The sequence below is a fragment of the Parageobacillus toebii NBRC 107807 genome, from assembly GCF_003688615.2.
Taxonomy (GTDB): domain Bacteria; phylum Bacillota; class Bacilli; order Bacillales; family Anoxybacillaceae; genus Parageobacillus_B; species Parageobacillus_B toebii.
In genome coordinates this window covers 2,524,217-2,546,827 of sequence record NZ_CP049703.1, presented here as the reverse complement: position 1 = coordinate 2,546,827, position 22,611 = coordinate 2,524,217, and the positions used below count along the sequence as shown (strand labels likewise).

Here is a 22,611-nt window from a genome sequence, read left to right as displayed (position 1 = left end):
GGGTTATCTTTTATTTAAATTATAGGGCATTTAGATAAAATTTACCTTAATTTTCTAGACTAACCTGAATTCCGTCACTGATACTTCTGGGAATTTCACGACTTATACCTATGATAAAACAACTGTTCTACTCAACAGAAGGAAGGGGCGTCCAACAAGGTCGATTACGTTTTCGACGCTAATAGCAACCTAACTGAAAAGGAGGGAATTAGCTGCAAGTTATAACTATTTAACCAATCATATACATTTAGTAAAAAAATAGAACGGGAGATTGGTTTTATTTACTCATTTTTACCAACCATAAATAGCAAACATATTATGGAATGTTATTGAAAAATGGTACAATAATACCATGAATAATGGAGAAGGAGGATTTAAATGATTGCCCCACAACAAACAGAATCGATAAAGGATTTGGTCGAAAATATACATAAAGAAAATATCTTATTACCAGAATTTCAAAGAGACTTCGTATGGGAGCTAAGCAAAACATGCGAACTTTTTGATTCTTTGGTTAGGGACATTTTTATAGGTTCTATAATATATGGTAAACCTTCTTTTGAAATAACGGTTAGAGAAATAGATACAAGACCTAGAAAGGGAGAAGGTAGTCGAAGAAAACTAGCAACCAAATTTTTTAATAAAGAAGAGATTCAACGAATGACCCAAATTAATAACTTTAGGATTATACTCGATGGCCAGCAAAGGGTTACTTCTATTTATAGAGCTTTAACAGGTGTTGATGAAGTATGGTTTATTGCGAAAAATGAAGAGGAACTCGAAACATCTATTCGTGAAAAAGCGTTGAGGGAAAGAACTTTGGAAGAAATGTTATTTGAATTTAGTCTTCAAGAAGATGAAGATCGTCTCTCTGTAAAGTTATCTGATGCTTTTTTAATATCAAAAGGTGATATATTAGATGATGACATTAAGGAGAATTATTTCGGGAAATTATCATGCATTGCAGGTATGGATGAAGAGGAATTGAAACTAGCGTTTATAAAATATCGAATGATATGCGTAAAGCTAGGAGAACTCTTCAAAAGTGACAAATTACTTTCATATTATTTGCTAAATATGGATACGGAGAAATTTGCTCTTTTTTTCGAACGAAGCAATAGCAAAGGTATTCAGCTTAACTTTATAGATATTTTGGCGGCCAAGTTATACAAAGGATTTAATTTAAGACAAAAAATCGAAGAACTAGAGTCAGGCTTTCCAAATTATTATTTTAATCGAGAGGTAATTGTTCGTACCATTTCCTATATTGTAAGCAATGGCAAAGAAGTTGATCGAAATTATATTTTATCCAATTTAAACTACGAACATTTCAATATGTATTGGGATGAGGTTTGTGACTGTTATAGAAAAGTTCTTGATTTTCTTTTTAAAGAGAGATTCATAATTTCTCAAAAATGGATGCCGTATGAAAACATGTTGATACCTTTAATTATCTTTTTGCGCTCTATCCATAAAACTGATTTTTCTCAGATGAATGAAAATCAATACGAATTTATTAAATACTGGTATTGGTCATCAATCTTTGCTCAACGGTATTCTTCAGGCTCTAATGAAGCTATAATTCAAGATGCATCTATTCTTTCTAATATTGCTCAAAATAAGAAGATAAGTGATAAAGCTTTTTTTAGTCGCCTAAAAATTCAAATCACTTCGCCCGAAGATATCTTGTCTTTCTCTAAAAAAGGAAATGTTATTTATAAAGGAATTTTAAACCTTATAAATTTTGCATCGAAAGGTTTAATAGATTGGAGCAACTCAAGTCAGCTACACTTAAATAGCAAGTTAGAAGATCATCATATCTTCCCTAAAGAATACATTAAAAATAAATTTAAAGATAATGAACAAATATTATCACTAATAGATTGTGTAGCGAACAGGACATTGATTCCTAAAATCACAAACATAAAAATTGGAAAGAAATCTCCATCACAATATCTTAAAGAGTTGATGAAAATTAATCCAAATATTGTAGAGAGTTTAAAAAATCATTTAATACCTATAGAAATAATAGATGGTGCCTATGATGACTTTTATATTGCATTTTTAGAAAAAAGAGCGGAAGCAATTTTCAAATTGATTGAGAAATATATTATAGCAAAAGAACAAAAGATAGTAGATCTCTTCTATCAACCACCAAAAACAAAAGGGAATATAAAAATATTCGCTAGTTATTATAATAAAAAAGTGGAAGCTATATTTGATATTGAGACTCAACAGGTGCATTACAATGGTGAAGTTTTATCTGTTTCAGCCGCTGCAGATAAAGCAAAATATAATTTAAGCGGTAAGGATAATACTTCTACGAATGGATGGAGATTTTGGAAATATATAAATGAACAAAATCAAGAAAGGTATATAGATGATTTTAGAAAAATAAAGAAATAATACAGTATGAAGTTGTGAAGAGTTTGTTTCGTGAAGAATTATGAAAAAATACATCGAATGGTGCAAGAACGAGTAAAAATTGATTCCAAAATCCAAGATGCGTTATCATCTATGAGAGGGGATAAAATCCCATAGCCATCAAGTTAAGAATTTGATCTTTTTTCAGCGCCAAAAACATGGTATCCTTTCTAACGAAAATCATCGTTGGAAAGGATTATTTTTTGATGGCAAAAAAGATGAAGGCATGGATAAAAACGATTCGTCAACTCTTCTCCTCTGAAGAACTGACCCGTCTGGCACGGAAAGTCGGATTCATTCAGCGGCAGCGTTCATTAACAGCGGAAGCCTTTCTGACGCTATGTGCTTGGGGAGACGGATCGCTCGCCTGTCAGTCGCTTCAGCGGTTGTGTGCCGATTTGGCGCTCTGGCATGATTGCTCTCTCTCGAATGAAGGACTGAATCAGCGGTTTACGCCTCGTGCCGTGGCGTTTTTAAAAGAGGTCTTTTTTACTCTCCTGATGCATCAACGTCCGGCACTCTCTTCCATCACCGAAACGTATCGCGCTTGTTTCACCCGTCTGCGGATCTTAGACTCTACCAGTTTTTTACTTCCGACCGACTATGGTGAGGACTATCAAGGTTCGGTTTCATCTGGCGCCAAAATCCAATTTGAGTATGAGCTGTTATCGGGCACCTGTCTTCAGCTGTGCGTCCAACAGGCCAATGATTCCGATGCCCGCTTTGCTTATCATACCCAGCACACGATTTTACCGAATGACCTTTGCATTCGGGATCTGGGGTTTTTTTCACTCGCCACGCTGGCGGAGATCGATGCTCGAGGTGCTTATTATATTACCCGGTTGCGTTCCGATATCAAAGTCTATATCAAACAGGACGGGGAGTGGCACGAATGGGATTGGGAATCGATAGGAAATCGATTGGGCGAGGGAGAAGCCGTGGAAGTGGAACACGTGTATATCGGACACCAACGCCTGTATGTTCCGCGTCTGATTTTTCGCCGTCTCACGGCGGAAGAATGGGAAAAACGGCTGACGTATGTGCGGAAAAAGGAAAAAAAGAAAGGGAAGGCGCTGTCACGCCAAACCCTTGAACAAAAGAAATATCACATCTTACTGACCAATTTACCACAAGAATCGTTTGATGCGCAACAAGTTTATGAGCTGTATTCGCTGCGCTGGCAAGTGGAGCTGTTATTTAAGGGCTGGAAATCCTTATTTGATCTTGACCGTGTCAAAAAGATGAAGAAGGAACGATTCGAATGCCACTTATATGGGACATTGATTGCCATTTTAGTCACGCAGACTCTTCTGTTCCAAGCCCGAAGGTATTGGCATCAACGGGAGGGAATCGAGATCAGTGAATGGAAAGCGCTTAATATCCTCCAATCGTATTGGCATCGGTTTCTTTTGCATCCCCAAGCGATGGAAACCGTCCTTCCATCTCTCCTGTCTCTGTTAAGGAAACACGCGAGGAAAGACCGAAGGAAAGGAGAGGAAACGGTATCGGATCTTTTAAAGAAATTGGGGATATGGTAGTGTGGGTTATGGATATAAATGCCAAATAACCCTCTTCTTGAGGGTTATTTGGCATGCCCAGCATTTGGTTTTCTCTTCATCCTTTGATTGATTTTTCGAACATGCGTATCATCCTAAAAAATTTTATACCGCTAACTTGACGGGTATGGAGTAAGCGCTCTTTTTTTCCTTTCCCATAAATACGTATCGTGTTGTTCGATAAATCAATTTGTTCCCAAGTTAGTTCAACAATTTCAGATCTTCGCATACCCGTAGTGGCTAACAGTTTAAACAGAAGATGGTTTCGCATCGCCATTCGGCTATTGTCTTGCTCCAAAAAATGAAACAGTTTTCGTAGTTCAGACAAAGACATATAAGTCGGTAATTTGCTATCCGTTTTAGGAGTATCAATTCCGATCATAAAATCGCTGTTGATTAGATTTTCTTTGACACAGTATTTACTGAACGATTTTAAGCAAGAAATTCTCCGATAGATCGTTCTAGGCTTGACATTTTCTTTTGTAATCTGATGCTGGATGAAGCGACGAACATGCGTTTTTGTAATGTCATGAAGTTGTACAGAATAGCCGTGTTGAATTAAGAAGTTCTCGAAACATCTCAAATCATACGCATAACCATCAACGGTGTTAAGTGAATAGTTTTTTTTCAATTTGCAAGTACAAAACAAATTCATCAACGGCTTGTCTAAACAACATGAAAAAAACACCTCCAGTTGATAATCAACGACCGATAATAAATCGGTAAAAAACAATGATAATTCGTTCAAAAAATGATAATTCGTAGACACAAAAAAATTATGAGGAACTTAGGTTAACAAGTTCCGGATAATTGATTTTATGGGCACTTGAGGGAAGAAACCCTCAATTCAGGCGGAAATTAGCTAGTCGACATAATATAAATTATAAGCAGTTATAAAATAATTTGTTTCAAATTTAAGTAAACTTGTTATATTGAGACAAAACAAAAAATAATGGTTCGACCTAAACATTTTACGTCATACACATTCATTACCATAACCATATAAAAAAACATATATAAAAATTGTCAAACAAACAAAGGAATGTAATTCATTTGAAGATACGCCCGTATTTAATTACGAGAAGTCTGGTACCGGAAAATCAAGAAATACCGATTCACTTTTTACGTCATGTGTTATTTGAAGATCGGTATTTTTTTCGCCGCAACCATTTTCCATATCCATCTTCAGCCCATCAGCCCCTAATGATCGGTGGTTTGGTATAATCTTCCTTTTTTCTTTCTCTTGATCAGCTAAAAAGAATGCCTTCAACAACGTTGATTGACCCTTTGGAATATGCTGGAAATCAACGAGCGAAGTTTCCCCCTCCTACCTTCGGCGAACAGTGGGAATCGGGGGCGATAAGTCAAGGAAAATGGACTGGAATTCCGCTAAAAGACATATTAACATTAGCGAAAATCCACAGGAAGGCAGAAGTAATATTTATCGGGGCAGATGCCGGAACAAGGGATGATATGAACAGTCTTTTTTACTATGCAAGAAGCTTGCCGCTTCATAAAGCAATGCACCCAGATACGATCATCGCTTATGAGTATAATGGCTCCCCCCTTCCTTTAAAACGCGGATTCCCGTTTCGCCTCATTGTTCCGCAATGGTATGCGATGGCATCGGTAAAATGGCTAAAATACATCATCGTAACGGATCAACCTTTTACAGGGCCATTTCAATCCATTGATTATGTTTATTATCCCCATCCAAACAATGATGAAGGAAAAATGCCTATAACAACAATGAACGTAAACTCATTGATTCAATTTCCGCTTCCATACTCTCTCCATCGGGTTGGAACGATTTCGGTTACGGGGATCGCCTGGACTGGAGAAGGTGTGATCCAAAAAGTAGAAGTCAGTGTAGATAACGGATAAACATGGAACAGAGCGATGTTAAAACGTTTAAAGGAGCGATATGCATGGGTGCAATGGGAGTGGAGATGGAAAGTTCACAAGAAAGGAGAATATACGATTTTAGCAAAAGCGACGGATTCTAGCGGCCGTACACAGCCTTTCACACCGATGTGGAACCGCAAAGGATATGGGTATAATGCGATCCAAAAGGTGCACATAAAAATCGAATAAATAAAACATGCAGCGGTTACTTTTTGATTGATTAATGATTAATGACCGCTGCATGTTACCCCTTACCATATTTGGAGAAAGACATGGTACCATCCTTCCATGTTAGTTACGTCAGTTATGCGATATCGATGTGGCGATAGCGTACGCCTTTGTATTGAACACGGATCGGTACTCCTTTTTCTCTCTTATATTTCTCCATTAACATTTTCACTTTTGAAAAGGCTTCCATCATCCCGGACGCCAAAATCGTTTCTTCCCACACAACTGGTTTTGCCTGTTCCGTATGATCTGTATAAAAAGAAAAGATGTACTGTTTCATACTTTTCACCTCCCTGATTATAAATTATAATCAAAATCTGTCCTAGTTAAACATTTAAACTGTTACAATTATGTTAACATTTTATAAAGATTACGAAAGCATTTTTCCCAAAGGTGATTGCGGATCAACAAGTTTTTCTACATCATATACGGAAATCGGAAAATATGGGAACCCGAATGCGTAAGCCGTTAATTCATACAATTGATAAAATAGCACAAGCGCTTTATCAGCAATGTAGAAATCTTGTTCCGGTGAGATGCTTTTGAAAGAAGGATTTAAAAGAAGAATGCCTCTCTCTTTAATTTGAGTCGACACCATCGTAGACAGTACTTTCACGTAATCGCTGTTGTCTAAAAATAATTCAGAAAGCGAATATTTTTTTCCTGTCATAATATTAAATGTTAATCCTTTCATAAGTGTAAGTCCATGGGCACCGCCGGAATAAGCGTAATTGATAATGGTTAAGCTTAAAACGCCTTTTTCATTTGTTTTCAGCTCAAAGTGTCCCGTAATTTCAGTCAGCGGATTTTCGTAAAACCCTTGTGTCATAAGAAGCTGTTGAACAGCCGATCGTATCTCATAGTTTATTTTTCTCTCTGCTTCTTTATTTGACAATCCGTATATAACCGGATAATAAAGTTTAAGTCGTTTTTGCTTTATATATTCCGTATGAATGTTAACCGGAAGTTTGATCATATTTTTCTTCCTCCCTTCCCCTTTACGATATTCGCTCATGGTTAAAACGTGCATTTTGGTTAAGGGAGGAAACAAATAAGTAGCATAAAAAACCGATACCGTTATTTGGTACCGGCTTTTTGTTTGTATTGTTGCAGGGCATTGATATACTCATCTTTGATCTTTTCTTTTTCTATACATAGCTGTTGCTGCAAAAAGTCAATCACCGCTTGATCGTCCGCCAGTCCCGCTGCGAATTGACGTTTTATAAACCGTTCCGCCTCTTCTTGGCTCGAAAACGATTGTACTTCCTGTTCTTGATGATAAACGCCCCATTTGTCATCGCTTGGATGAAAGAAAAACCATTGTCCTTGATGATTGGTAAAAAAGAACCCTTCTGTTTGATCTTTTGTATTGAGCTGGTTTTGTTCCACATCATGATATACCGGCGGAAGCGAGAACACATCGACGACAAAAAGCGGGAACGTTGTTTCATTAACAAAGCATCCCGATGCTTTCGGATGGCCTCCTCCTCCAAACTGTTTCGCAAACTCCGCAACATTCACGTTGTCGTGAATCGTTCGAAACCCAATATGTTTCGTGCCGAGATTAACCATAGCGATTAAATCTAAATGTGGACAACGTTTGGATAATGCATTACCTAGTTCAGACATATGTTGTTCGGCAAAAACAATACCGACACAATAATCATCAAACCAGCGCTGGACAAGTTGTTTTTGTTTCATTCGGATGTAGCGCTGAATTTTCTTTTCTTCCATATCCAAAATAAGTTCTTCCGTTTCGGTTAAAGCAAATGGACCTCCTTCTGTTAACCGTTCACTCATGCGATCCCAAAATTCGTCCAGGCCTAAAATCGTCAGCAAATCATTTAGCCGCTTTGCCCGCGTGTTGTCTGTTTCTTCCCATTCCCATGTATCGTATTGGCGGACAAGCTCGACAAACTCATCGAGCGTTTCGTTTCGTTCCAGTTTTTGTTCACGGATTAAATATTCATAAAATAGCGAGGTTGCGCACGTTTTTTTGCCTTGTTCATCCGTTGGCTGCACCCACCCCCACGGATACTTATTAAAATGGAGGGCAGTGACATGGTGGTCGATAACTTGAACGTGTTTTCCTGCTTCAAATCGTTCCGCCAGTTTTTTCTCCACCTCTTCACTGACCGCCAGATCGGTAATAAATACACTTGCTTCGTTATGCTGTTCATCTTCAATAAATTGTTTCACTCGTTCATCTAAGTTACGGTAGGAACAAAATGATATGTTTACTTCTTTAAACGCAATTTTCGCCAACAGTCCGCACCCAATTCCGTCTAAATCGCTGTCCGTAAACAATTTGATCATCGCCAATCCATCCTTTTCTTTATAAACTTTTATACAATAGTTTTTTCAATAGCGGGAATAAGAAATCTGGAAGTTGCTCCACGTTTGGAACAACAATGCTATGTTTTCCATAAATATTTCGAATCGTCTCTCTCTGTCCTTCGTCAATTTCACCATTGGCCAAAAAGACGTTAATCACTTCGATATGATGTTTGCGCGCTTCTAATACCGCTTCATGCGTATCGATAATACCGTTTTGTTCATAACCAAACGCCGCTGGTTCTCCGTCGGAAAACACCAATAAAAATTTTTGTTTTTCCGGCCGCTTTAAAAGTTGTTCCGTTATGATGCGAATCGCAAATCCGTCGCGATTATCTTCCTGGGCCTCCAGCTGCATAATCGCAGGGCCGCTTTCTTTTTTATGTGATTGTGCAAATGAAATTACCGTTTGAAAATAGTTTGGCTGCTTCGTTTCCGTCGCCTCATTTGGATCTTCCCAAAATCCAACGATCTGATGGGGCACAAGCAACGATTTTAATGCTTCATGGAACAAAATAATACCGCGTTTCGTTTCTTCCATTTTGTCATACATCGACGCTGAACAATCGACTAGCAGCGTAAAAACGGCATCAATACGAGAAGATGGCTGATGTTTTTTATAAAACAAGCGCGGCTGTTCTTCTGTCCATAGACGAAGCAGTTTTTTATGCAGCCGGCCAAAATGTAAATCGGTGCGTGGAAGTGTCTTTTTATGTTCTAATGTTTTTTTCATCATTTGTTTTAATTTTTTTTGATATGGTAAAATATCGATTTTCTTTTGTTCATATTGTGCTATTTGTTCAGACGAAGGAGAAGTTGGAAAAAGAAAAATTGCTTCAGCATACCGGTTATCTTTCCCGTAGCGATCCCCTTTACCTGCTTGTTTGCTTTCCCGTTTCTGTTCATAGGCATTTAGCTTCCTATAATCGTTTCGATTCGATTTTCGCGCAGATCCTTGCACCATCGCAAGTGCCTGATCCCCGTCTTCGCCTTCACGCGCTCCATCTCCCAATAAATCGGTTCGCGAGCCTTGTTCAAGTTCAAAACGCAAGAAACTTTTCGTCATGTCACTCGTTTCACGGTGCCACGTTGGCAGTTCTTGATCATGGACATCTTCGTCCCCACATTTTTCTTTATCCAAGATGTCACAGTTATTGAGCGGGTCGATCCGTTTTAAGTCTTCTAGCGTCAGTCCCATCTCTTCATTATAACTTTGTTCTGGTAAATAAAAATACGTGTTTAACATATCATTTTCCAATACGTCATCGAATGCTTCTGTAATCATCCACGTGATACGGGCCACTTCTTTCGTCGAAGCAGCGTCAAAAAATTGGGGAAGCGTCTGGCGAAGCCAAGGCATCATTCGGTCAATTGGCTCATGAATAATTGGAACGTCCTCTAGCGGCGAGTCGGATGTTAATAACAAATAGATAACAGAAAATAATGCATCCGTATATACGCTTCTTGTCAAATTGGCGTTCGTTTGACTGTAAAAATAACGGCGGTACACATCGCGGCGGATGCGAAACCATTTTTTCGTGCCAGGACGCTCTTTTTTACAAATTTCCTCAAGACGCAAATCTTCTGCTAGTGTAAATAGTTGCTTTGCAAAACTAGGGATCGATATGTTTTTCGTTTTGTTAAGAAATGCGGTGACTTCAGAAAAATCAGTATGAAAAAGCGTTCCGACGGCTCGCAAACAGACATCGCTTTTTAATCCGTTTTCTTTTTCTTCTTTCGGTCGATTGTCCCAAAAATGACTGACATATAATTTTCGGTTTGGAAAGTCAACATAAGACTGAAAGCCGAACTCTACTTCCCAATCGCTATGTTTCGCTAACGTTTTCGCTAAATCGGACAGCTGCATAAACAAAAAGGAATCAATCTTTTTATCGTTAAATTGGATAAACCGCTCCATATTGGATCCCTCATTCTTCGAACAACGTTTCCGCGATGTTGCGCACCGCTGCTTTTTCGCGGTCATCTTCGAGTTTTTCCACAATGCCGCGTTCAATGGCCCGAAGCGGCGGCAAATATACAGCTAAATCACAAGTATCGATCAGCGCCCGAATCGAAGCAGCTTCTTCGGAAATTTGCCCATTTTTTACTTGTGCAATTAAATCAGCGGATAACGTGACGAAGCGGTCGATGAGTGTTTCGTCTGTTAATGTAGTTTGTGCCAACAATACGGATTTTAATGTATCTCCTTGAATATACGGAACATCGATGACAACAAAACGGTTTTTTAACGCTTCGTTGAGCGGGACGGTGCCAACATATCCCTCGTTAATCGCAGCGATCACGCCAAATGTTTCTTTCGCTTTAACGACTTCTCCGGTAAACGGATTAGTAATCATTTTTCGATAGTCTAAGACACCGTTTAAAATCGGCAGCGTTTCTGGTTTAGCCATATTAATTTCGTCAATATATAATAAATGTCCTTTTGTCATCGCCTGAATGACAGGACCTGGGATAAACTCGATTTCTGCTTTTCCATCGCGATTTTGAATCGTTTTAAAGCCAAGCAGCGCTTCGGCATCTAAGTCAACAGAACAGTTCACACTATGCATCGGCTGTCCGAATATGGATGATAACGTTTCCGCCAGCTTCGTTTTTCCGGATCCCGTCGGTCCTTTCAATAAGACGTTTTTCCCAAGCGCAAGTGCAATGATAGCATCATATAGAATCGACTCATCGGAAGCGGTGTAACCGCCTTTTCCAATGAGATAGGCGTCTTCATCATTCGAAAATAGTTGGTTGCGATATTGAATAATTTCTTCAACTTTCTCTGGAAGTTTCACTATTTGTCGTCCTTTCTTTCTTTATTTTGCATTACGGTTACTATTCTACTGAATGTCCTGTTTTCACGCAAAAAAGAGGCATTTGTAACTATAAAAGTATTATGTAAATTAAAAATGCAAAGAAAAATGGAGAGCCACCATCCTTTTATAATTATGATGCTCCCCGTCAGCTAAAATTATCTTCAATCGCCTTGCGAATGAGCGCTTGGCAGCGATCTAATTCCGCTTTTAATTGCCGTTTGTACAGCTTTGCTTTTTCATATCCGCCATCCGCAAACCGATAATAGACAACTTCTTGATATTTCATTCCTTCTTTTTTCTGTTTCACTTGTTTTAGAATTCCGTCTTCAATAAGGTCATGTAACGCTTTATATACTTCTGAGTGATTCGGTCTGTAGCCATATGGCTTAAACTCTTGACGCAGCAAGTCTAATATTTTTAATCCGTATAAACGTTCTTGTTCAGTTAATGTGATTAAATATAGTTTTAAAAACGCACGCTGTTTTAACAGAAAACCGCTTGGCGTTCTTTTTTCCCCCATGTTTCTCCCTTCTTTCTTCTTTTTCTTTATTATAACAATTCCACTTATTGTATGGAAATCCTTTTTATTTTCGATTTTTTATTTAGAACATAGATTTATTAGTTTATTTAACGGAAAAGGAGGCGTCCCTGCCTCCTCTTTTTTTGATCATACCTACTTAATAAAAGACAATCGTTTTGTTTCCATGAATGATGACACGATCTTCCAAATGCCATTTTAAGGCTCTGGCAAGCACGGTTTTTTCAATAATTCTTCCCATTCGTTTTAAATCATCGGGATGGTGGCGATGGTCAACACGGGCAACGTCTTGTTCGATGATCGGACCTTCATCTAAATCATCGGTTACGTAATGCGAAGTTGCGCCAATTAGTTTCACGCCTCGCTCATACGCCCGTTCGTACGGTCTTGCTCCGATGAACGCTGGTAAAAAGGAATGATGAATGTTAATAATTCTTCCCGGAAATTCAGCGACAAATGCTGGGGATAAAATTTGCATATAACGGGCGAGCACAATCGTATCCACTTCATATTTTTTTAGCAGCTCGATTTGCTTTTGCTCGGCTTCCGCTTTCGTTTCTTTCGTAACAGGAATATGGAAATATGGAATGCCAACCGATTCTACTGTGCTTCTGAGATGTTCATGATTGCTTATCACAAGCGCAATATCGGCAATTAATTCACCCGCTTGCCACTGCCATAATAACTCTAGTAAACAATGTTCTGCCTTGGAAACAAATATAGCAATTCGTTTGACATCATTATGTAAGCGAAGGCGCCAATCCATATGAAACGACTCGGCGATCGGCTGAAAAGCGGATTCAATTTCTTGCTTTCGCAACGCGATATTCGGACAATCAAATTCGATTCTTAAGAAAAAGGTGCCACCTTCCGGATCGGTAGAATATTGACTAGATTCGACAATATTTGCGCCTTGTTCGTACAAAAACGATGTTACAGACGCGACGATACCCGGTTTATCCGGACATGAAATTAACAAACGAGCACGATTTTCATAGTTTTGTAGAAATGATTGCCATCGATGTTCGCGAAATGTATGCATGTGACTATCTTCCCCCTATAATATTCATTTAACCTTCATCATATAAAAAAACGGTCGGAATGCCAACCGTTTTTTTATTTATTTTCCTTATCGTCCGCTTCAAATAAGGATAAATATTCCCCATATCCTTCTTTTTCTAAATCTTCTTTTGGAATAAAGCGTAATGCGGCAGAATTAATACAATAACGAAGACCGGTTGGCTCCGGACCGTCGTTAAAGACATGGCCCAGGTGAGAATCGGCTTTACGGCTCCGTACTTCCGTACGTATCATCCCATGACTTAAATCGAGCTCCGTTTTAATATTTTCTGGATGAAGTGGCTTTGTAAAGCTTGGCCAGCCACATCCTGCGTCAAATTGATCTTTCGTGCTAAAGAGCGGTTCCCCGGAAACAATATCTACATATATTCCTTCCCGTTTGTTATTCCAATATGGATTGTCAAACGGCGGTTCCGTCCCGTTTCGCTGCGTCACTTCAAATTGAAGAGGAGTCAGCTTTTTTCGCAACATTTCCTCTCGTTCTTTATCCCGCCAGTGTTCTTTCAAAAACGCATCGCGTCCTGAAGCGATATAATACATTTTATAGTGAAGAGGTCTTTTCTTATGATAGTTTTGATGATATTCTTCAGCCGGGTAAAATGTCGATGCAGGCAATATTTTTGTGACAATCGGTTTGGAGAAACGTCCGCTTTCTTCTAATTCCCGTTTTGATTTTTCAGCGAGTAGGCGCTGTTTTTCGTTATGATAAAAAATCGCTGTCCGATACGATTCGCCACGGTCATGAAACTGTCCGCCGTCATCGGTCGGATCGATTTGGCGCCAGTAAATATCTAAAAGTTTTTCATATGGAAATACGTCAGGGTCAAACGTAATTTGTACTGCTTCGTAATGCCCTGTTGTTTGTGAACATACTTCCTCATACGTTGGGTTTTCTTTATGACCGCCTGTGTACCCGGATATGATGCTGATAATTCCAGGCTGTTCTTCAAATGGCGAAACCATGCACCAAAAACAGCCGCCCGCGAATGTTGCTAATTCATATCCCATCCGTTACTTTCCCTCCTTTTTTATTTATCATATCAAAAAAGACACCTTCCTCCAAACGGAAAGGTGTCTACTGCGTATTCAATCATTACTTCGTTAAATCGCCGGCTGGGCCAAAAAATTCGTAATGAATATTTTCGTCGGAAACGCCCCATTCTTTTAATGCATGATAGACCGTTTTCATAAATGGAATCGGCCCACAGAAATAAAAATCTGCTTCTTTATTCGAGACAACGGATTGTATCCAAGATAAATCAATGAACCCTTCTTTTCCGAAATAAGGATGTTTTCGGTCTTCTTCTGAAGGAGACTGATAGCAAACATGATACGAAAATGCTGGATGTTCCGCTAAGCGGCGCAAATCTTGATCGAACGCATGGACGTTTCCATTGATCGCCGCGTGAATAAACGTTACTTGGCGATTAGGTTGACGCGAAACTGCCGTACTTGCCATGCTCATCAGTGGCGTAATTCCGACACCGCCGCTAATGAGTACAATCGGTGTTTCTTTGGCCATATCGAGCGTGAAAACACCAAATGGCGCGCTTAACTCAAGCACATCGCCTTCTTGAATATGATCATGCAAGTAATTCGAAACAATACCAGCCGGTTTGTCTGCTGTTGCCGCTTCTCTTTTCACACTAATGCGATAGTAGCCTTTTCCTGGCGCATCGGATAAGCTGTATTGGCGAATGTGGGTATATTGATCCCCTGGAATAGAGACTCTGACACTGACATATTGTCCTGGCAAATACTCGCTAATTTCTCCTCCATCTTCAGGGACGAAATAAAACGATGTAATGACATCGCTTTCTTTTACTTTTTTCTGTACGATAAAGCGGCGGAAATCTTTCCATCCTCCACGTTTGGATGCGGCTTCTTCATACAATTGCGCTTCTACTTTGATAAATACATCTGCGATTATCTCATATGCTTCGGCCCATGCATTGATAATTTCGTCTGTCGCCGCCTCTTTAAGCACCTCTTTAATCGCAAGCAGCAAATGTTTTCCAACAATCGGATAATGCTCTGGTTTGATCCCTAAGCTGCAATGTTTATGAGCGATTTGTTGGACAAGCGGCATAATCGCTTCCAGATGTTCGATATGCTTTGCTGCTTCGTAAATGGCTTGTGCAAGCGCCCGTTGTTGTCGTCCTTGTTTTTGGTTAGCATGGTTAAAAATATTGAGCAGCTCTGGATGATTTGAGAACATGGTTCGATAAAACCACTTCGTAATTTGCTCCCCATGTTGTTCAAGTACTGGAACCGTTGATTTGATAATTTCAATCGTTTTTTGGCTTAATGATTTCGTTGTTGCATTCATTTCTCATATCCCCCAAAAAAAGATGTATTTTAAATACATGTTTATTGAATCATAGTTGTTTTTTTAAAGCAATATTTCAAATACATTTTTAACAAATTGTTCACAATTTTTTTTGAGGGATGGATTATGATAGAATAGTACTAAAGAAGCTAATTTTAAAGGTGTGAAACAAATGCAGCTGACAAACTATACCGAATATGCTTTGCGTGTTCTTCTCTTTTTAGGAACGCTCGATCCTGAAGAAAAAACCAATATTAAAGAAATTTCCAAGACATTTTCTATTTCAGAAAACCATTTAAGTAAGATCGTATATGAACTTGGAAAATTAGGCTATATTGAAACGATACGCGGACGAAACGGTGGAATTCGGCTAGCCAGAAAACCAGAAGAGATTCGAATTGGATCAGTCGTCCGCAACACGGAAGAAAATTTGTCGCTCGTCGAATGTTTTGCCGGACATGGCAATCATTGCGTCCTTACCCCTGTTTGCCAGTTAAAGCGTGTGCTTCACGAAGCACTAGGATCGTTTTTACAAGTGCTAGATTCATACACATTAGCGGATTTGCTCAGCAATAAACAACACTTACAGATGATTTTCCGCAAAGAAAAACAATAAAGGAGCTGTCCCTCAAACAAAGAACAGCTCCATTCATATTTTTTTAAAACAAAGACATACGTTTGTCACATTTCGTAAAATATATTAATATTAGAAAGGCATGAGAAAAACAAACAAGAATTAAAAGGAGGCCACAATGAAACACGTACAAAATGTATTACCACCTTATGTAAAAGTCCAAAACGGTGAACTCTGGTTAACAGAAGATGACCGCGAAAATTTAAAAATTAGCTATCGCATTAAAGACATTATTTTCTCCGAACGATCTGATTTCCAACATGTCATGATTTTAGATTCTTACGATTTCGGACGTATGCTTGTACTCGATGGAGTCGTGCAAACGACATCGATTGACGGCCACATTTATAACGAAATGATTTCTCACGTACCGCTTCAATTCCATCCATCGGCAAAAAAAGTGCTTATTATTGGCGGCGGAGACTGCGGTGCGGCTAGAGAAGTAGCGAAATATAAACATGTCGAAGAAATTCATATGGTTGAAATTGATGAAAAAGTAGTGCAATCTTGCAAAGCACATTTACAAGAAGTTTCCGGAAACTTATCCGATCCGCGAGTACAGTTTATTTATGATGATGGGGTTGCTTTTGTAAAAGAACGTGAAAGTGAATATGATGTGATTATTATCGACTCGTCTGACCCAGTCGGTCCGGCTGAAGCGCTCTTTTCACGCGACTTTTATGCCAATGTCCACCGTGCTTTAAAAGATGATGGATTAATGGTTTGCCAAAGTCAATCGCCAATTTTCCATTTAGACATTTTACGCCAAACGTATGCAAATATTTGCGAATTATTCCCGCATGTCCAAGTATACACAGCGACTGTTCCTACATATCCAGGCGGATTGTGGAGCTTTACCATCGGTTCAACGAAACCTCTTTCACTTCCGGAAAATACAACCATTCCATCAGATACGAAATATGTTAACGAAGGAATATTAAAACAATGCTTCCAACTTCCTCAATTCTTGAAAAAGGCGCTTGAAAAGTAAGGAAAGAGCAGTCGCTAGACTGCTCTTTATTGTAAAGCGCGCCCTGCCACGATCGAAACCGTAATATCATCGGCGGGCGGATTATGTAATCCGGCGCGGACATCCCGGTAATGCCGCTGCAATGGATTCTCAGCAAATAAACTTTTTCCTCCGACGATGCGCATGGCCAAATCAACGACATCGACAGCGGTATTGGTTGCAATATATTTTACGGCTGCTAATTCTTCTTTCATTTGTGCCCGCTTCTCTGGATAACGGTCCCATTGATCGGCAATGGAATACATAAAATGCCGTGCTGCCATCAAATGGATATCCATTTGCGCGATTTTTCTCTGCACTTCCGGTACTTCCGCAATCGGGTGAGAAAGACTATTTGGCTGATACGTTTTTGCGAATGCGATCGCCTCATTGCGCGCGGCGATAGCGATTCCTAAATAACACGCAGGAATGTGTAAAAGCCACCCTTGAGCATGACTTTTTGCTTTTGGCAAACTAAGCATTTCGACAAGTGCTTCTTCTTCCACTTCCACATTTTCTAAAATAACATCATCGCTTCGTGTCGCTCTCATGCCGAGCGTATCCCACGTTTTTTCAATTTTTAACCCCGCCGCTGTTTTCGGAATCAGAAAGTTTCCGACTTCTCCTGTTTCTTGAATAGTTGCGGATACGATAAAGTAATCAAGCGCCGGAGCTAGCGAAGTGAACGTTTTTCGGCCGGAAATCACCCAGCGGCCGCTGCGGTGTTCCGCGGTTGTTTCCGGTTTTCCGCCGCGCGCTGGACTTCCGGTCGCTTCTTCAGAATGAGCGCTATTTAGTAAAATTTGCTTTTCCACGACTTCTCGGCAAATTCGTTCAAAAACAGATAGCGGCCATTTTTTCGTCTCTGCAAGGTTCATGATAATGCCTAAATGCCAGCCGAGCGATAGCGCCGTCGCGCCGTCCCCTTGGGCGATCGTTTCCTGAATGAGCAAAAATTCGTAAAGGGAAATTTCTTCCCCGCCATATGATTTAGGAACAGTAAGAGAAAGAAAGCGCGCCTCTTTTAAGTCATCGAAATTTTCAAACGGAAATTCGGCATGTTCATCATGCCATCTAGCGCGCTTTTGGAATCGCTCAGCAAGATTCCGTGCCCGTTCGTACAAGTTTCGCTCCCGCTCTGTGCGAAGAAATAAATGATATAGTTCGTTCATAAGTCTCCCCTTCTTTTCCATTATGGTTTTATTGTACAATGTATGAAGCGGGGATGGAAACAATATGCAATTAAAGAATGAATAAGTGACGAACATCACGGTCATCATGACGGTGGTAAAATTCATTTTTCGCATGGTCATATATATACTCTTGCTTCCACTTGTCTTCGTGACGCACAATATGGCGGATCGCCCGGATGATATGGTATATATCTTCATTTGTCATGATTGGATGAACTGAAATACGAACCCATCCTGGCTTGATTAGTAAGTTTCCCTGTTCGACTTGCATCAAAATGTTTTTCGACTGCTCTTTGTCAATTCCAAGCAAATAATGGCCGTATGGACCAGCGCATGAACAGCCGCCGCGCATTTGGATGCCAAAGCGGTCGTTCAAAAGCTTTACGACTAAATTATAATGCATTCCTTCAATAATAAATGATACGATGCCAAGCCGGTCTTCCCGGTGCCCTTCTAAAATATGAACGCGCGGTATTTGCTTTAAATGGGACAAAAGAAGTGTTGTTAATTCTTTTTCCCGCTTCAAGATGCGTTCAACACCCATTTTTTCTTTTAATTTAATGGCCAGCGCTGCTTTTATCGTTTGTAAAATCGGCGGTGTTCCCCCGTCTTCCCGAGTTTCAATGTCTTTAATATATTTATAGTTCCCCCACGGATCGGTCCATATGACTGTCCCTCCTCCAGGATGATCAGGGATGCGGTTTTGATACAACCGCGCATCAAAAATAAGTACGCCAGCGCTTCCAGGTCCTCCTAAAAACTTATGCGGTGAAAAATAAATACCGTCTAATTTTTCTAGCGGGTCATCAGGATGCATGTTGATGGTGACGTATGGAGCGGAGGCAGCAAAATCAACAAAGCAAATTCCTTCATGTTCGTGTATCATTTTTGCTAACCGATGATACGGCGTTTGAATACCTGTTACATTGGAACATGCGGTAAAAGCGCCGATTTTCAGCTGGCGATGCGCGTATGCTTGCAATAATTGCTGGAAATGCTCCAAATCCACATCCCCATTTGCAGTCGGGCGAATCATAACCACTTCTCCAATGGTTTCTGCCCATGATAATAAATTAGAATGATGTTCCATATGTGTGACGAAAATAACCGGACGCTTCTCATCGGGAAGCTTAAGATGGGACTTCCACTGTTCCGGCACCCTTAAGCCAAGCAGCCGCTGTAGTTTATTTACCGCGCTAGTCATCCCCGCTCCTTCCATAATAATGACATCATGTTCATCCGCATGGACATGGCGTTTAATCAATTCTTTTGCATATTGGTATGCCAACGTCATTTTTGTGCTCGTCACGTTTGATTCGGTATGCGTATTGGCAACAAATGGGCCAAGTTCTTCTGTTATTTTTCGTTCAATCGGCGCATACAAACGGCCGCTTGCTGTCCAATCGGCATAAATCATTTTCTGTTGTCCAAATGGAGTGGAAAATGTCACATTCGTCCCAATGGTTGCTTCACGAAACGGTTGAAAATACGTTTCCAACTCTCCGCGGCATGTAAATGTCGTCTCACCGATGGTTGCTTTTATCTCCACGAACATCCTCCTTTCCTTTAGTATATTCATACAGTATGTAGCCGCGAAAAATTGGTCAATAAAAAAAGCTGCCTAGTCTTGCTAGACAGCCTCATTGGTTATTCCTTTTTCGCTGCTTGTTTCGATTCGGGAATTGTGTATTGTTCCAGCTGCTTTCTTAAATCATCTGGGATCGGCTCACTTTTTTGCGTTTCAAAGTTAAAGTAAACAACCGTTGATTCACCTAGCGCAATTAACGTTCCTGTTTTTTCGTCTAAAATACGATGAACAAGTTGGAAACTTTTATTTCCGATCTTTGAAACGTTTGTTTCGATTTTTAATCGTTGGCCGAAAAACGCTTGATTGATGAAATCACATTTTGTCGAGGCAAGAATAAACCGCCATTCTTTTATATCACTTCCATACCCTAACTCTTCAAACATGCGAATGCGTGCTTCTTCGAGATAAATAAAATAGCTTGTATTGCTGACGTGCCCAAGCGCATCCGTTTCACAAAAACGAATGTTTACGGTCGTTGTATGAGTTGCCATAAAACTCCCCCCTAATTTCTATTGACTAGTCAGTATGTTGTTTTTATCATAGCTATATTTTTTGGTTGATTCAACTATTTTTTTGTTTTGATTGATTATTTAGCACATAGTTTTATTTATTAATAATAGGCAGCGATAGTCGAATATGCTGAAATGCTTTTAATAAAAAACGCAACGACATCGATGGAAACGTCGATCGATGTCGTTACGAGAAAAAGATCGGTGCAATTAGATAGGCAATCACCGATAATATTCCACACAATAGTGAAATACGTAATTTATATTTCGCATAACTCATTAAATCTAAATCCATAATTGACGCGGTTGTAATAGTTGTATCGCCTAACGGAGATGCGAAAGCACCAAACGTTCCGCTTGCAAATACCGCTCCGATCGTCATCGCTAGCGGCGCTCCTGTCGCTGCCGCTAACGTTACGCCAAGCGGCATAAAAATCCCCCACGTTCCCCATGATGTGCCGATAAAATAAGAAACAAACGAACCGATGACAAATACAGCAGCGGGAACGACTTCTTTCGGAAGCCATGTCCCAAATGTCGATGAAATGTAAGTGGCAAACCCTAATTCATCTGCGGTCAGCGACACTGCCCAAACGAGAAGAAGCATTCCAATCGGTGCCATTAATTGATTGCCGCCGTCAAAAAAATGATAAATCAGTTCATATAACGGCTGGCGCCTGATAAGATAAAATACGGCCGTTGCAATGATCGTCACAAACAATGCCATTAACATCGCCAGCGTCGCATCGGCTCGTGAAAATGCATCGAAAAAGGTAACAGCCCCATTTTTTGTCCCACTGTACCAAAAGAAAAAAAACGTCAGCACAAGCACAAGAAAAAGCGGAAAAAACAAATGAAGCGGTTCCCCTGTTACTAACGCCAACTCTTTCCGCAGCCCCAATTGGTGAAACTGATTTGTTTTTTCTTTTTCTCTCTTTTTCTCATTTCTTCCAATCCTCACATTCATAAATGTGGTCATCAATCCAACAAAAAGCGCGATAATGGCGAAAAAGTTGTACGGTAAGCTTGCTAAAAAAAGATGATAAGCTGATTTATGGATTCCATTTTGCTCGAGCGCCCCCGCTACTACCGACATCATAAACCCTACAAACGCCGTCGCGGCGGGAAGAAGAACGATAATTGGTTCTGTTGACACATCAATCATATACGCCATTCTCCGTCGGTCAATACGAAATTTCCCAAGGATGGATTTCATCACAGGACTGAGCAACATAATACGAAACATCGGCGTAAAAAAAGTAAACGGTACGGTAAGCCATATAAATAACAGTAGCCTTCGCTTCGAATGAAGCTTTTCGCTAATCCATTGCACAAATCCTTTAATTCCGCCTGTAATTTGAATCATGCCAATTAATGAACCAAATAAATATAAAAACGCAACTACTTTCATGTGCTCTAAATCACTGATCGCTTTTAAAAGCGTGGCTACCGCTCGCTCGATTGTGGGAAGCACACTTCTTTCCAAACAAAACGCACCAATGATTAATCCAATGACAAGCCCAGGAAGAATCTCTTTGAGCCAAATTGCAAGCGGAATGATAACTAGAAACGGCAATAAAGACAACCACGTTCCTTCCATCCAATTCACCACCTTCGTCGTTACAAGGATAGCCATAATGATGAAAAATTATTATCATTTAATGTTGATTATTTAGAACATAGTTTTATTAGATATAAATATAAGAAAGAAACGAACACTTGCGAGATGGCAAGTGTTCGTTTACTTCCGCCTTGCAAAATCGACGAAACGGAATTTATCGAGACGGTGGCGCGACTCTGTATATTGAAATAACGTAGCGTCATCTAAATAGACGAAATTTTTTACAACCACAACATGGTCATAGCCGTTTAAATCTAAATATTTTCGATCCTCGTCATTGACTTTATCGACAAACATTTCTTTTTTCGCAAAACTGATTTTCAGTTTTAACTGTTTCTCCAAATATTCATAAATCGAATCTTCACATATTTCCCGCGTCAACGTCGGAACATATTTTTTATGAAAAAAATCTTTGTCTAAAATGATTCGTTCTCCCTCAATTTCACGGGAACGAATGACTTTCCATATTTCGTCTTTGCTTGTCGCGTGCAAATGCCGCTTTAAATATGGATCTGGTTTAATTACTTCCAACTCGTTTACGATCGTTTTTACAGGCTGTTTCATGTTTTGGGCCAATTCTTTAAAACTCACTAGCCCAGATACCGGAAAATCGTATTTGCCAACATCCAAAACGATCGAGCCTTTTCCTTTCATTTTTTGGATATAACCATGTTCGGATAGTAAATTGAGTGCTTTGCGAATCGTCTCTCTCGATGTGTTATATCGTTCGGCAAGTTCGTTTTCTGACGGCAGTTTATCGTACGGTTTCCAATGTCCTTGACGAATTTTTTCCACAAGATCGTGATAAATGGATAAATATTTATTTTCATACATTTCGCTC

19 protein-coding genes and 1 pseudogene are annotated in these 22,611 nt (G+C 39.7%); 5 read left to right on the top strand and 15 right to left on the bottom strand.

Annotated elements, in window-relative coordinates; all coding sequences use genetic code 11:
• Positions 1 to 378 precede the first annotated feature (378 nt).
• Positions 379 to 2,406 (top strand): DUF262 domain-containing protein, encoded by a 2,028-nt coding sequence (locus tag DER53_RS12890; protein ID WP_013876931.1) that lies wholly within the window; start codon positions 379 to 381, stop codon positions 2,404 to 2,406.
• A 224-nt stretch (positions 2,407 to 2,630) separates the two neighbouring features.
• A complete protein-coding gene (locus tag DER53_RS12885) occupies positions 2,631 to 3,962 on the top strand; it encodes an IS4 family transposase (RefSeq protein WP_062756518.1) in 1,332 nt (443 codons plus the stop codon).
• A 76-nt stretch (positions 3,963 to 4,038) separates the two neighbouring features.
• On the opposite strand, the gene DER53_RS12880 is transcribed toward DER53_RS12885, so the two are convergent.
• Positions 4,039 to 4,728 (bottom strand): tyrosine-type recombinase/integrase, encoded by a 690-nt coding sequence (locus DER53_RS12880; protein WP_244319585.1) that lies wholly within the window; start codon positions 4,726 to 4,728, stop codon positions 4,039 to 4,041.
• Positions 4,729 to 5,228: 500 nt separating this feature from the next.
• On the opposite strand from DER53_RS12880, the pseudogene DER53_RS17420 reads away from it, so the two are divergent.
• Positions 5,229 to 6,074, top strand: a pseudogene (locus tag DER53_RS17420) (molybdopterin-dependent oxidoreductase); the annotation flags it as partial.
• 115 nt (positions 6,075 to 6,189) lie between these two features.
• On the opposite strand, the gene DER53_RS12870 reads toward DER53_RS17420, so the two are convergent.
• The 9 genes from DER53_RS12870 to hmpA form a co-directional block, all read right to left on the bottom strand.
• On the bottom strand, positions 6,190 to 6,393 hold the full coding sequence (locus tag DER53_RS12870) for a hypothetical protein (protein ID WP_015863880.1): 204 nt from the start codon (positions 6,391 to 6,393) through the stop codon (positions 6,190 to 6,192).
• A gap of 90 nt (positions 6,394 to 6,483) precedes the next feature.
• Positions 6,484 to 7,089: a DUF3298 and DUF4163 domain-containing protein gene (locus DER53_RS12865; RefSeq protein WP_062754025.1), complete on the bottom strand. Its 606-nt coding sequence runs from the start codon at positions 7,087 to 7,089 to the stop codon at positions 6,484 to 6,486.
• 101 nt (positions 7,090 to 7,190) lie between these two features.
• A complete protein-coding gene (locus tag DER53_RS12860) occupies positions 7,191 to 8,429 on the bottom strand; it encodes a DHH family phosphoesterase (protein ID WP_062754027.1) in 1,239 nt (412 codons plus the stop codon).
• 19 nt (positions 8,430 to 8,448) lie between these two features.
• On the bottom strand, positions 8,449 to 10,365 hold the full coding sequence (locus DER53_RS12855; RefSeq protein WP_062754029.1) for a vWA domain-containing protein: 1,917 nt from the start codon (positions 10,363 to 10,365) through the stop codon (positions 8,449 to 8,451).
• A 10-nt stretch (positions 10,366 to 10,375) separates the two neighbouring features.
• Entirely contained in the window at positions 10,376 to 11,248 is an 873-nt protein-coding gene (locus tag DER53_RS12850) for an ATP-binding protein (protein WP_062754031.1), read from the bottom strand.
• A gap of 166 nt (positions 11,249 to 11,414) precedes the next feature.
• Positions 11,415 to 11,789, bottom strand: coding sequence for a replication termination protein (locus tag DER53_RS12845; RefSeq protein ID WP_015863876.1), 375 nt, complete (start codon positions 11,787 to 11,789; stop codon positions 11,415 to 11,417).
• Positions 11,790 to 11,946: 157 nt separating this feature from the next.
• Positions 11,947 to 12,849: a formyltetrahydrofolate deformylase gene (gene purU / locus DER53_RS12840; protein WP_062677921.1), complete on the bottom strand. Its 903-nt coding sequence runs from the start codon at positions 12,847 to 12,849 to the stop codon at positions 11,947 to 11,949.
• 74 nt (positions 12,850 to 12,923) lie between these two features.
• Positions 12,924 to 13,895, bottom strand: coding sequence for a peptide-methionine (R)-S-oxide reductase MsrB (msrB, locus tag DER53_RS12835; RefSeq protein WP_015863874.1), 972 nt, complete (start codon positions 13,893 to 13,895; stop codon positions 12,924 to 12,926).
• An 85-nt stretch (positions 13,896 to 13,980) separates the two neighbouring features.
• Positions 13,981 to 15,216 (bottom strand): NO-inducible flavohemoprotein, encoded by a 1,236-nt coding sequence (gene hmpA, locus DER53_RS12830; RefSeq protein WP_062754033.1) that lies wholly within the window; start codon positions 15,214 to 15,216, stop codon positions 13,981 to 13,983.
• A gap of 172 nt (positions 15,217 to 15,388) precedes the next feature.
• Here hmpA and DER53_RS12825 point away from each other — a divergent pair, with 172 nt between their 5' ends.
• Positions 15,389 to 15,832 (top strand): Rrf2 family transcriptional regulator, encoded by a 444-nt coding sequence (locus tag DER53_RS12825; protein WP_062677923.1) that lies wholly within the window; start codon positions 15,389 to 15,391, stop codon positions 15,830 to 15,832.
• Between the two features lie 136 nt (positions 15,833 to 15,968).
• Positions 15,969 to 16,841 (top strand): polyamine aminopropyltransferase, encoded by an 873-nt coding sequence (gene speE, locus DER53_RS12820; RefSeq protein WP_062754035.1) that lies wholly within the window; start codon positions 15,969 to 15,971, stop codon positions 16,839 to 16,841.
• A 26-nt stretch (positions 16,842 to 16,867) separates the two neighbouring features.
• Here the strand turns inward: speE and DER53_RS12815 are convergent, their stop codons facing one another.
• From DER53_RS12815 to treR, 5 genes are all read right to left on the bottom strand, one after another.
• Entirely contained in the window at positions 16,868 to 18,031 is a 1,164-nt protein-coding gene (locus tag DER53_RS12815; RefSeq protein WP_062754036.1) for an acyl-CoA dehydrogenase family protein, read from the bottom strand.
• 70 nt (positions 18,032 to 18,101) lie between these two features.
• Complete coding sequence (locus tag DER53_RS12810) at positions 18,102 to 19,601, bottom strand: aminotransferase class V-fold PLP-dependent enzyme (RefSeq protein ID WP_062754038.1); 1,500 nt, start codon at positions 19,599 to 19,601, stop codon at positions 18,102 to 18,104.
• 98 nt (positions 19,602 to 19,699) lie between these two features.
• Positions 19,700 to 20,131: an acyl-CoA thioesterase gene (locus DER53_RS12805; RefSeq protein WP_062754040.1), complete on the bottom strand. Its 432-nt coding sequence runs from the start codon at positions 20,129 to 20,131 to the stop codon at positions 19,700 to 19,702.
• Between the two features lie 205 nt (positions 20,132 to 20,336).
• Positions 20,337 to 21,749 (bottom strand): Na+/H+ antiporter NhaC family protein, encoded by a 1,413-nt coding sequence (locus DER53_RS12800; RefSeq protein WP_062754042.1) that lies wholly within the window; start codon positions 21,747 to 21,749, stop codon positions 20,337 to 20,339.
• Positions 21,750 to 21,890: 141 nt separating this feature from the next.
• Positions 21,891 to 22,604 carry a trehalose operon repressor gene (gene treR / locus DER53_RS12795; RefSeq protein ID WP_062754044.1) on the bottom strand — a complete coding sequence of 238 codons (714 nt, stop codon included), beginning with the start codon at positions 22,602 to 22,604 and terminating at the stop codon, positions 21,891 to 21,893.
• Positions 22,605 to 22,611 lie beyond the last annotated feature (7 nt).

Excerpts from the sequence above, each read along its gene's own strand:
- DER53_RS12815 (WP_062754036.1), bottom strand. The coding sequence starts at position 18,031 with ATGAACGAACTATATCATTTATTTCTTCGCACAGAGCGGGAGCGAAAC.
- DER53_RS12885 (WP_062756518.1), top strand. The coding sequence starts at position 2,631 with ATGGCAAAAAAGATGAAGGCATGGATAAAAACGATTCGTCAACTCTTC.
- DER53_RS12890 (WP_013876931.1), top strand. The coding sequence starts at position 379 with ATGATTGCCCCACAACAAACAGAATCGATAAAGGATTTGGTCGAAAAT.
- DER53_RS12870 (WP_015863880.1), bottom strand. The coding sequence starts at position 6,393 with ATGAAACAGTACATCTTTTCTTTTTATACAGATCATACGGAACAGGCA.
- DER53_RS12825 (WP_062677923.1), top strand. The coding sequence starts at position 15,389 with ATGCAGCTGACAAACTATACCGAATATGCTTTGCGTGTTCTTCTCTTT.
- purU (WP_062677921.1), bottom strand. The coding sequence starts at position 12,849 with ATGCATACATTTCGCGAACATCGATGGCAATCATTTCTACAAAACTAT.
- DER53_RS12800 (WP_062754042.1), bottom strand. The coding sequence starts at position 21,749 with ATGGAAGGAACGTGGTTGTCTTTATTGCCGTTTCTAGTTATCATTCCG.
- DER53_RS12855 (WP_062754029.1), bottom strand. The coding sequence starts at position 10,365 with ATGGAGCGGTTTATCCAATTTAACGATAAAAAGATTGATTCCTTTTTG.
- treR (WP_062754044.1), bottom strand. The coding sequence starts at position 22,604 with ATGTATGAAAATAAATATTTATCCATTTATCACGATCTTGTGGAAAAA.
- DER53_RS12845 (WP_015863876.1), bottom strand. The coding sequence starts at position 11,789 with ATGGGGGAAAAAAGAACGCCAAGCGGTTTTCTGTTAAAACAGCGTGCG.
- speE (WP_062754035.1), top strand. The coding sequence starts at position 15,969 with ATGAAACACGTACAAAATGTATTACCACCTTATGTAAAAGTCCAAAAC.
- hmpA (WP_062754033.1), bottom strand. The coding sequence starts at position 15,216 with ATGAATGCAACAACGAAATCATTAAGCCAAAAAACGATTGAAATTATC.
- DER53_RS12805 (WP_062754040.1), bottom strand. The coding sequence starts at position 20,131 with ATGGCAACTCATACAACGACCGTAAACATTCGTTTTTGTGAAACGGAT.
- msrB (WP_015863874.1), bottom strand. The coding sequence starts at position 13,895 with ATGGGATATGAATTAGCAACATTCGCGGGCGGCTGTTTTTGGTGCATG.
- DER53_RS12865 (WP_062754025.1), bottom strand. The coding sequence starts at position 7,089 with ATGATCAAACTTCCGGTTAACATTCATACGGAATATATAAAGCAAAAA.
- DER53_RS12860 (WP_062754027.1), bottom strand. The coding sequence starts at position 8,429 with ATGATCAAATTGTTTACGGACAGCGATTTAGACGGAATTGGGTGCGGA.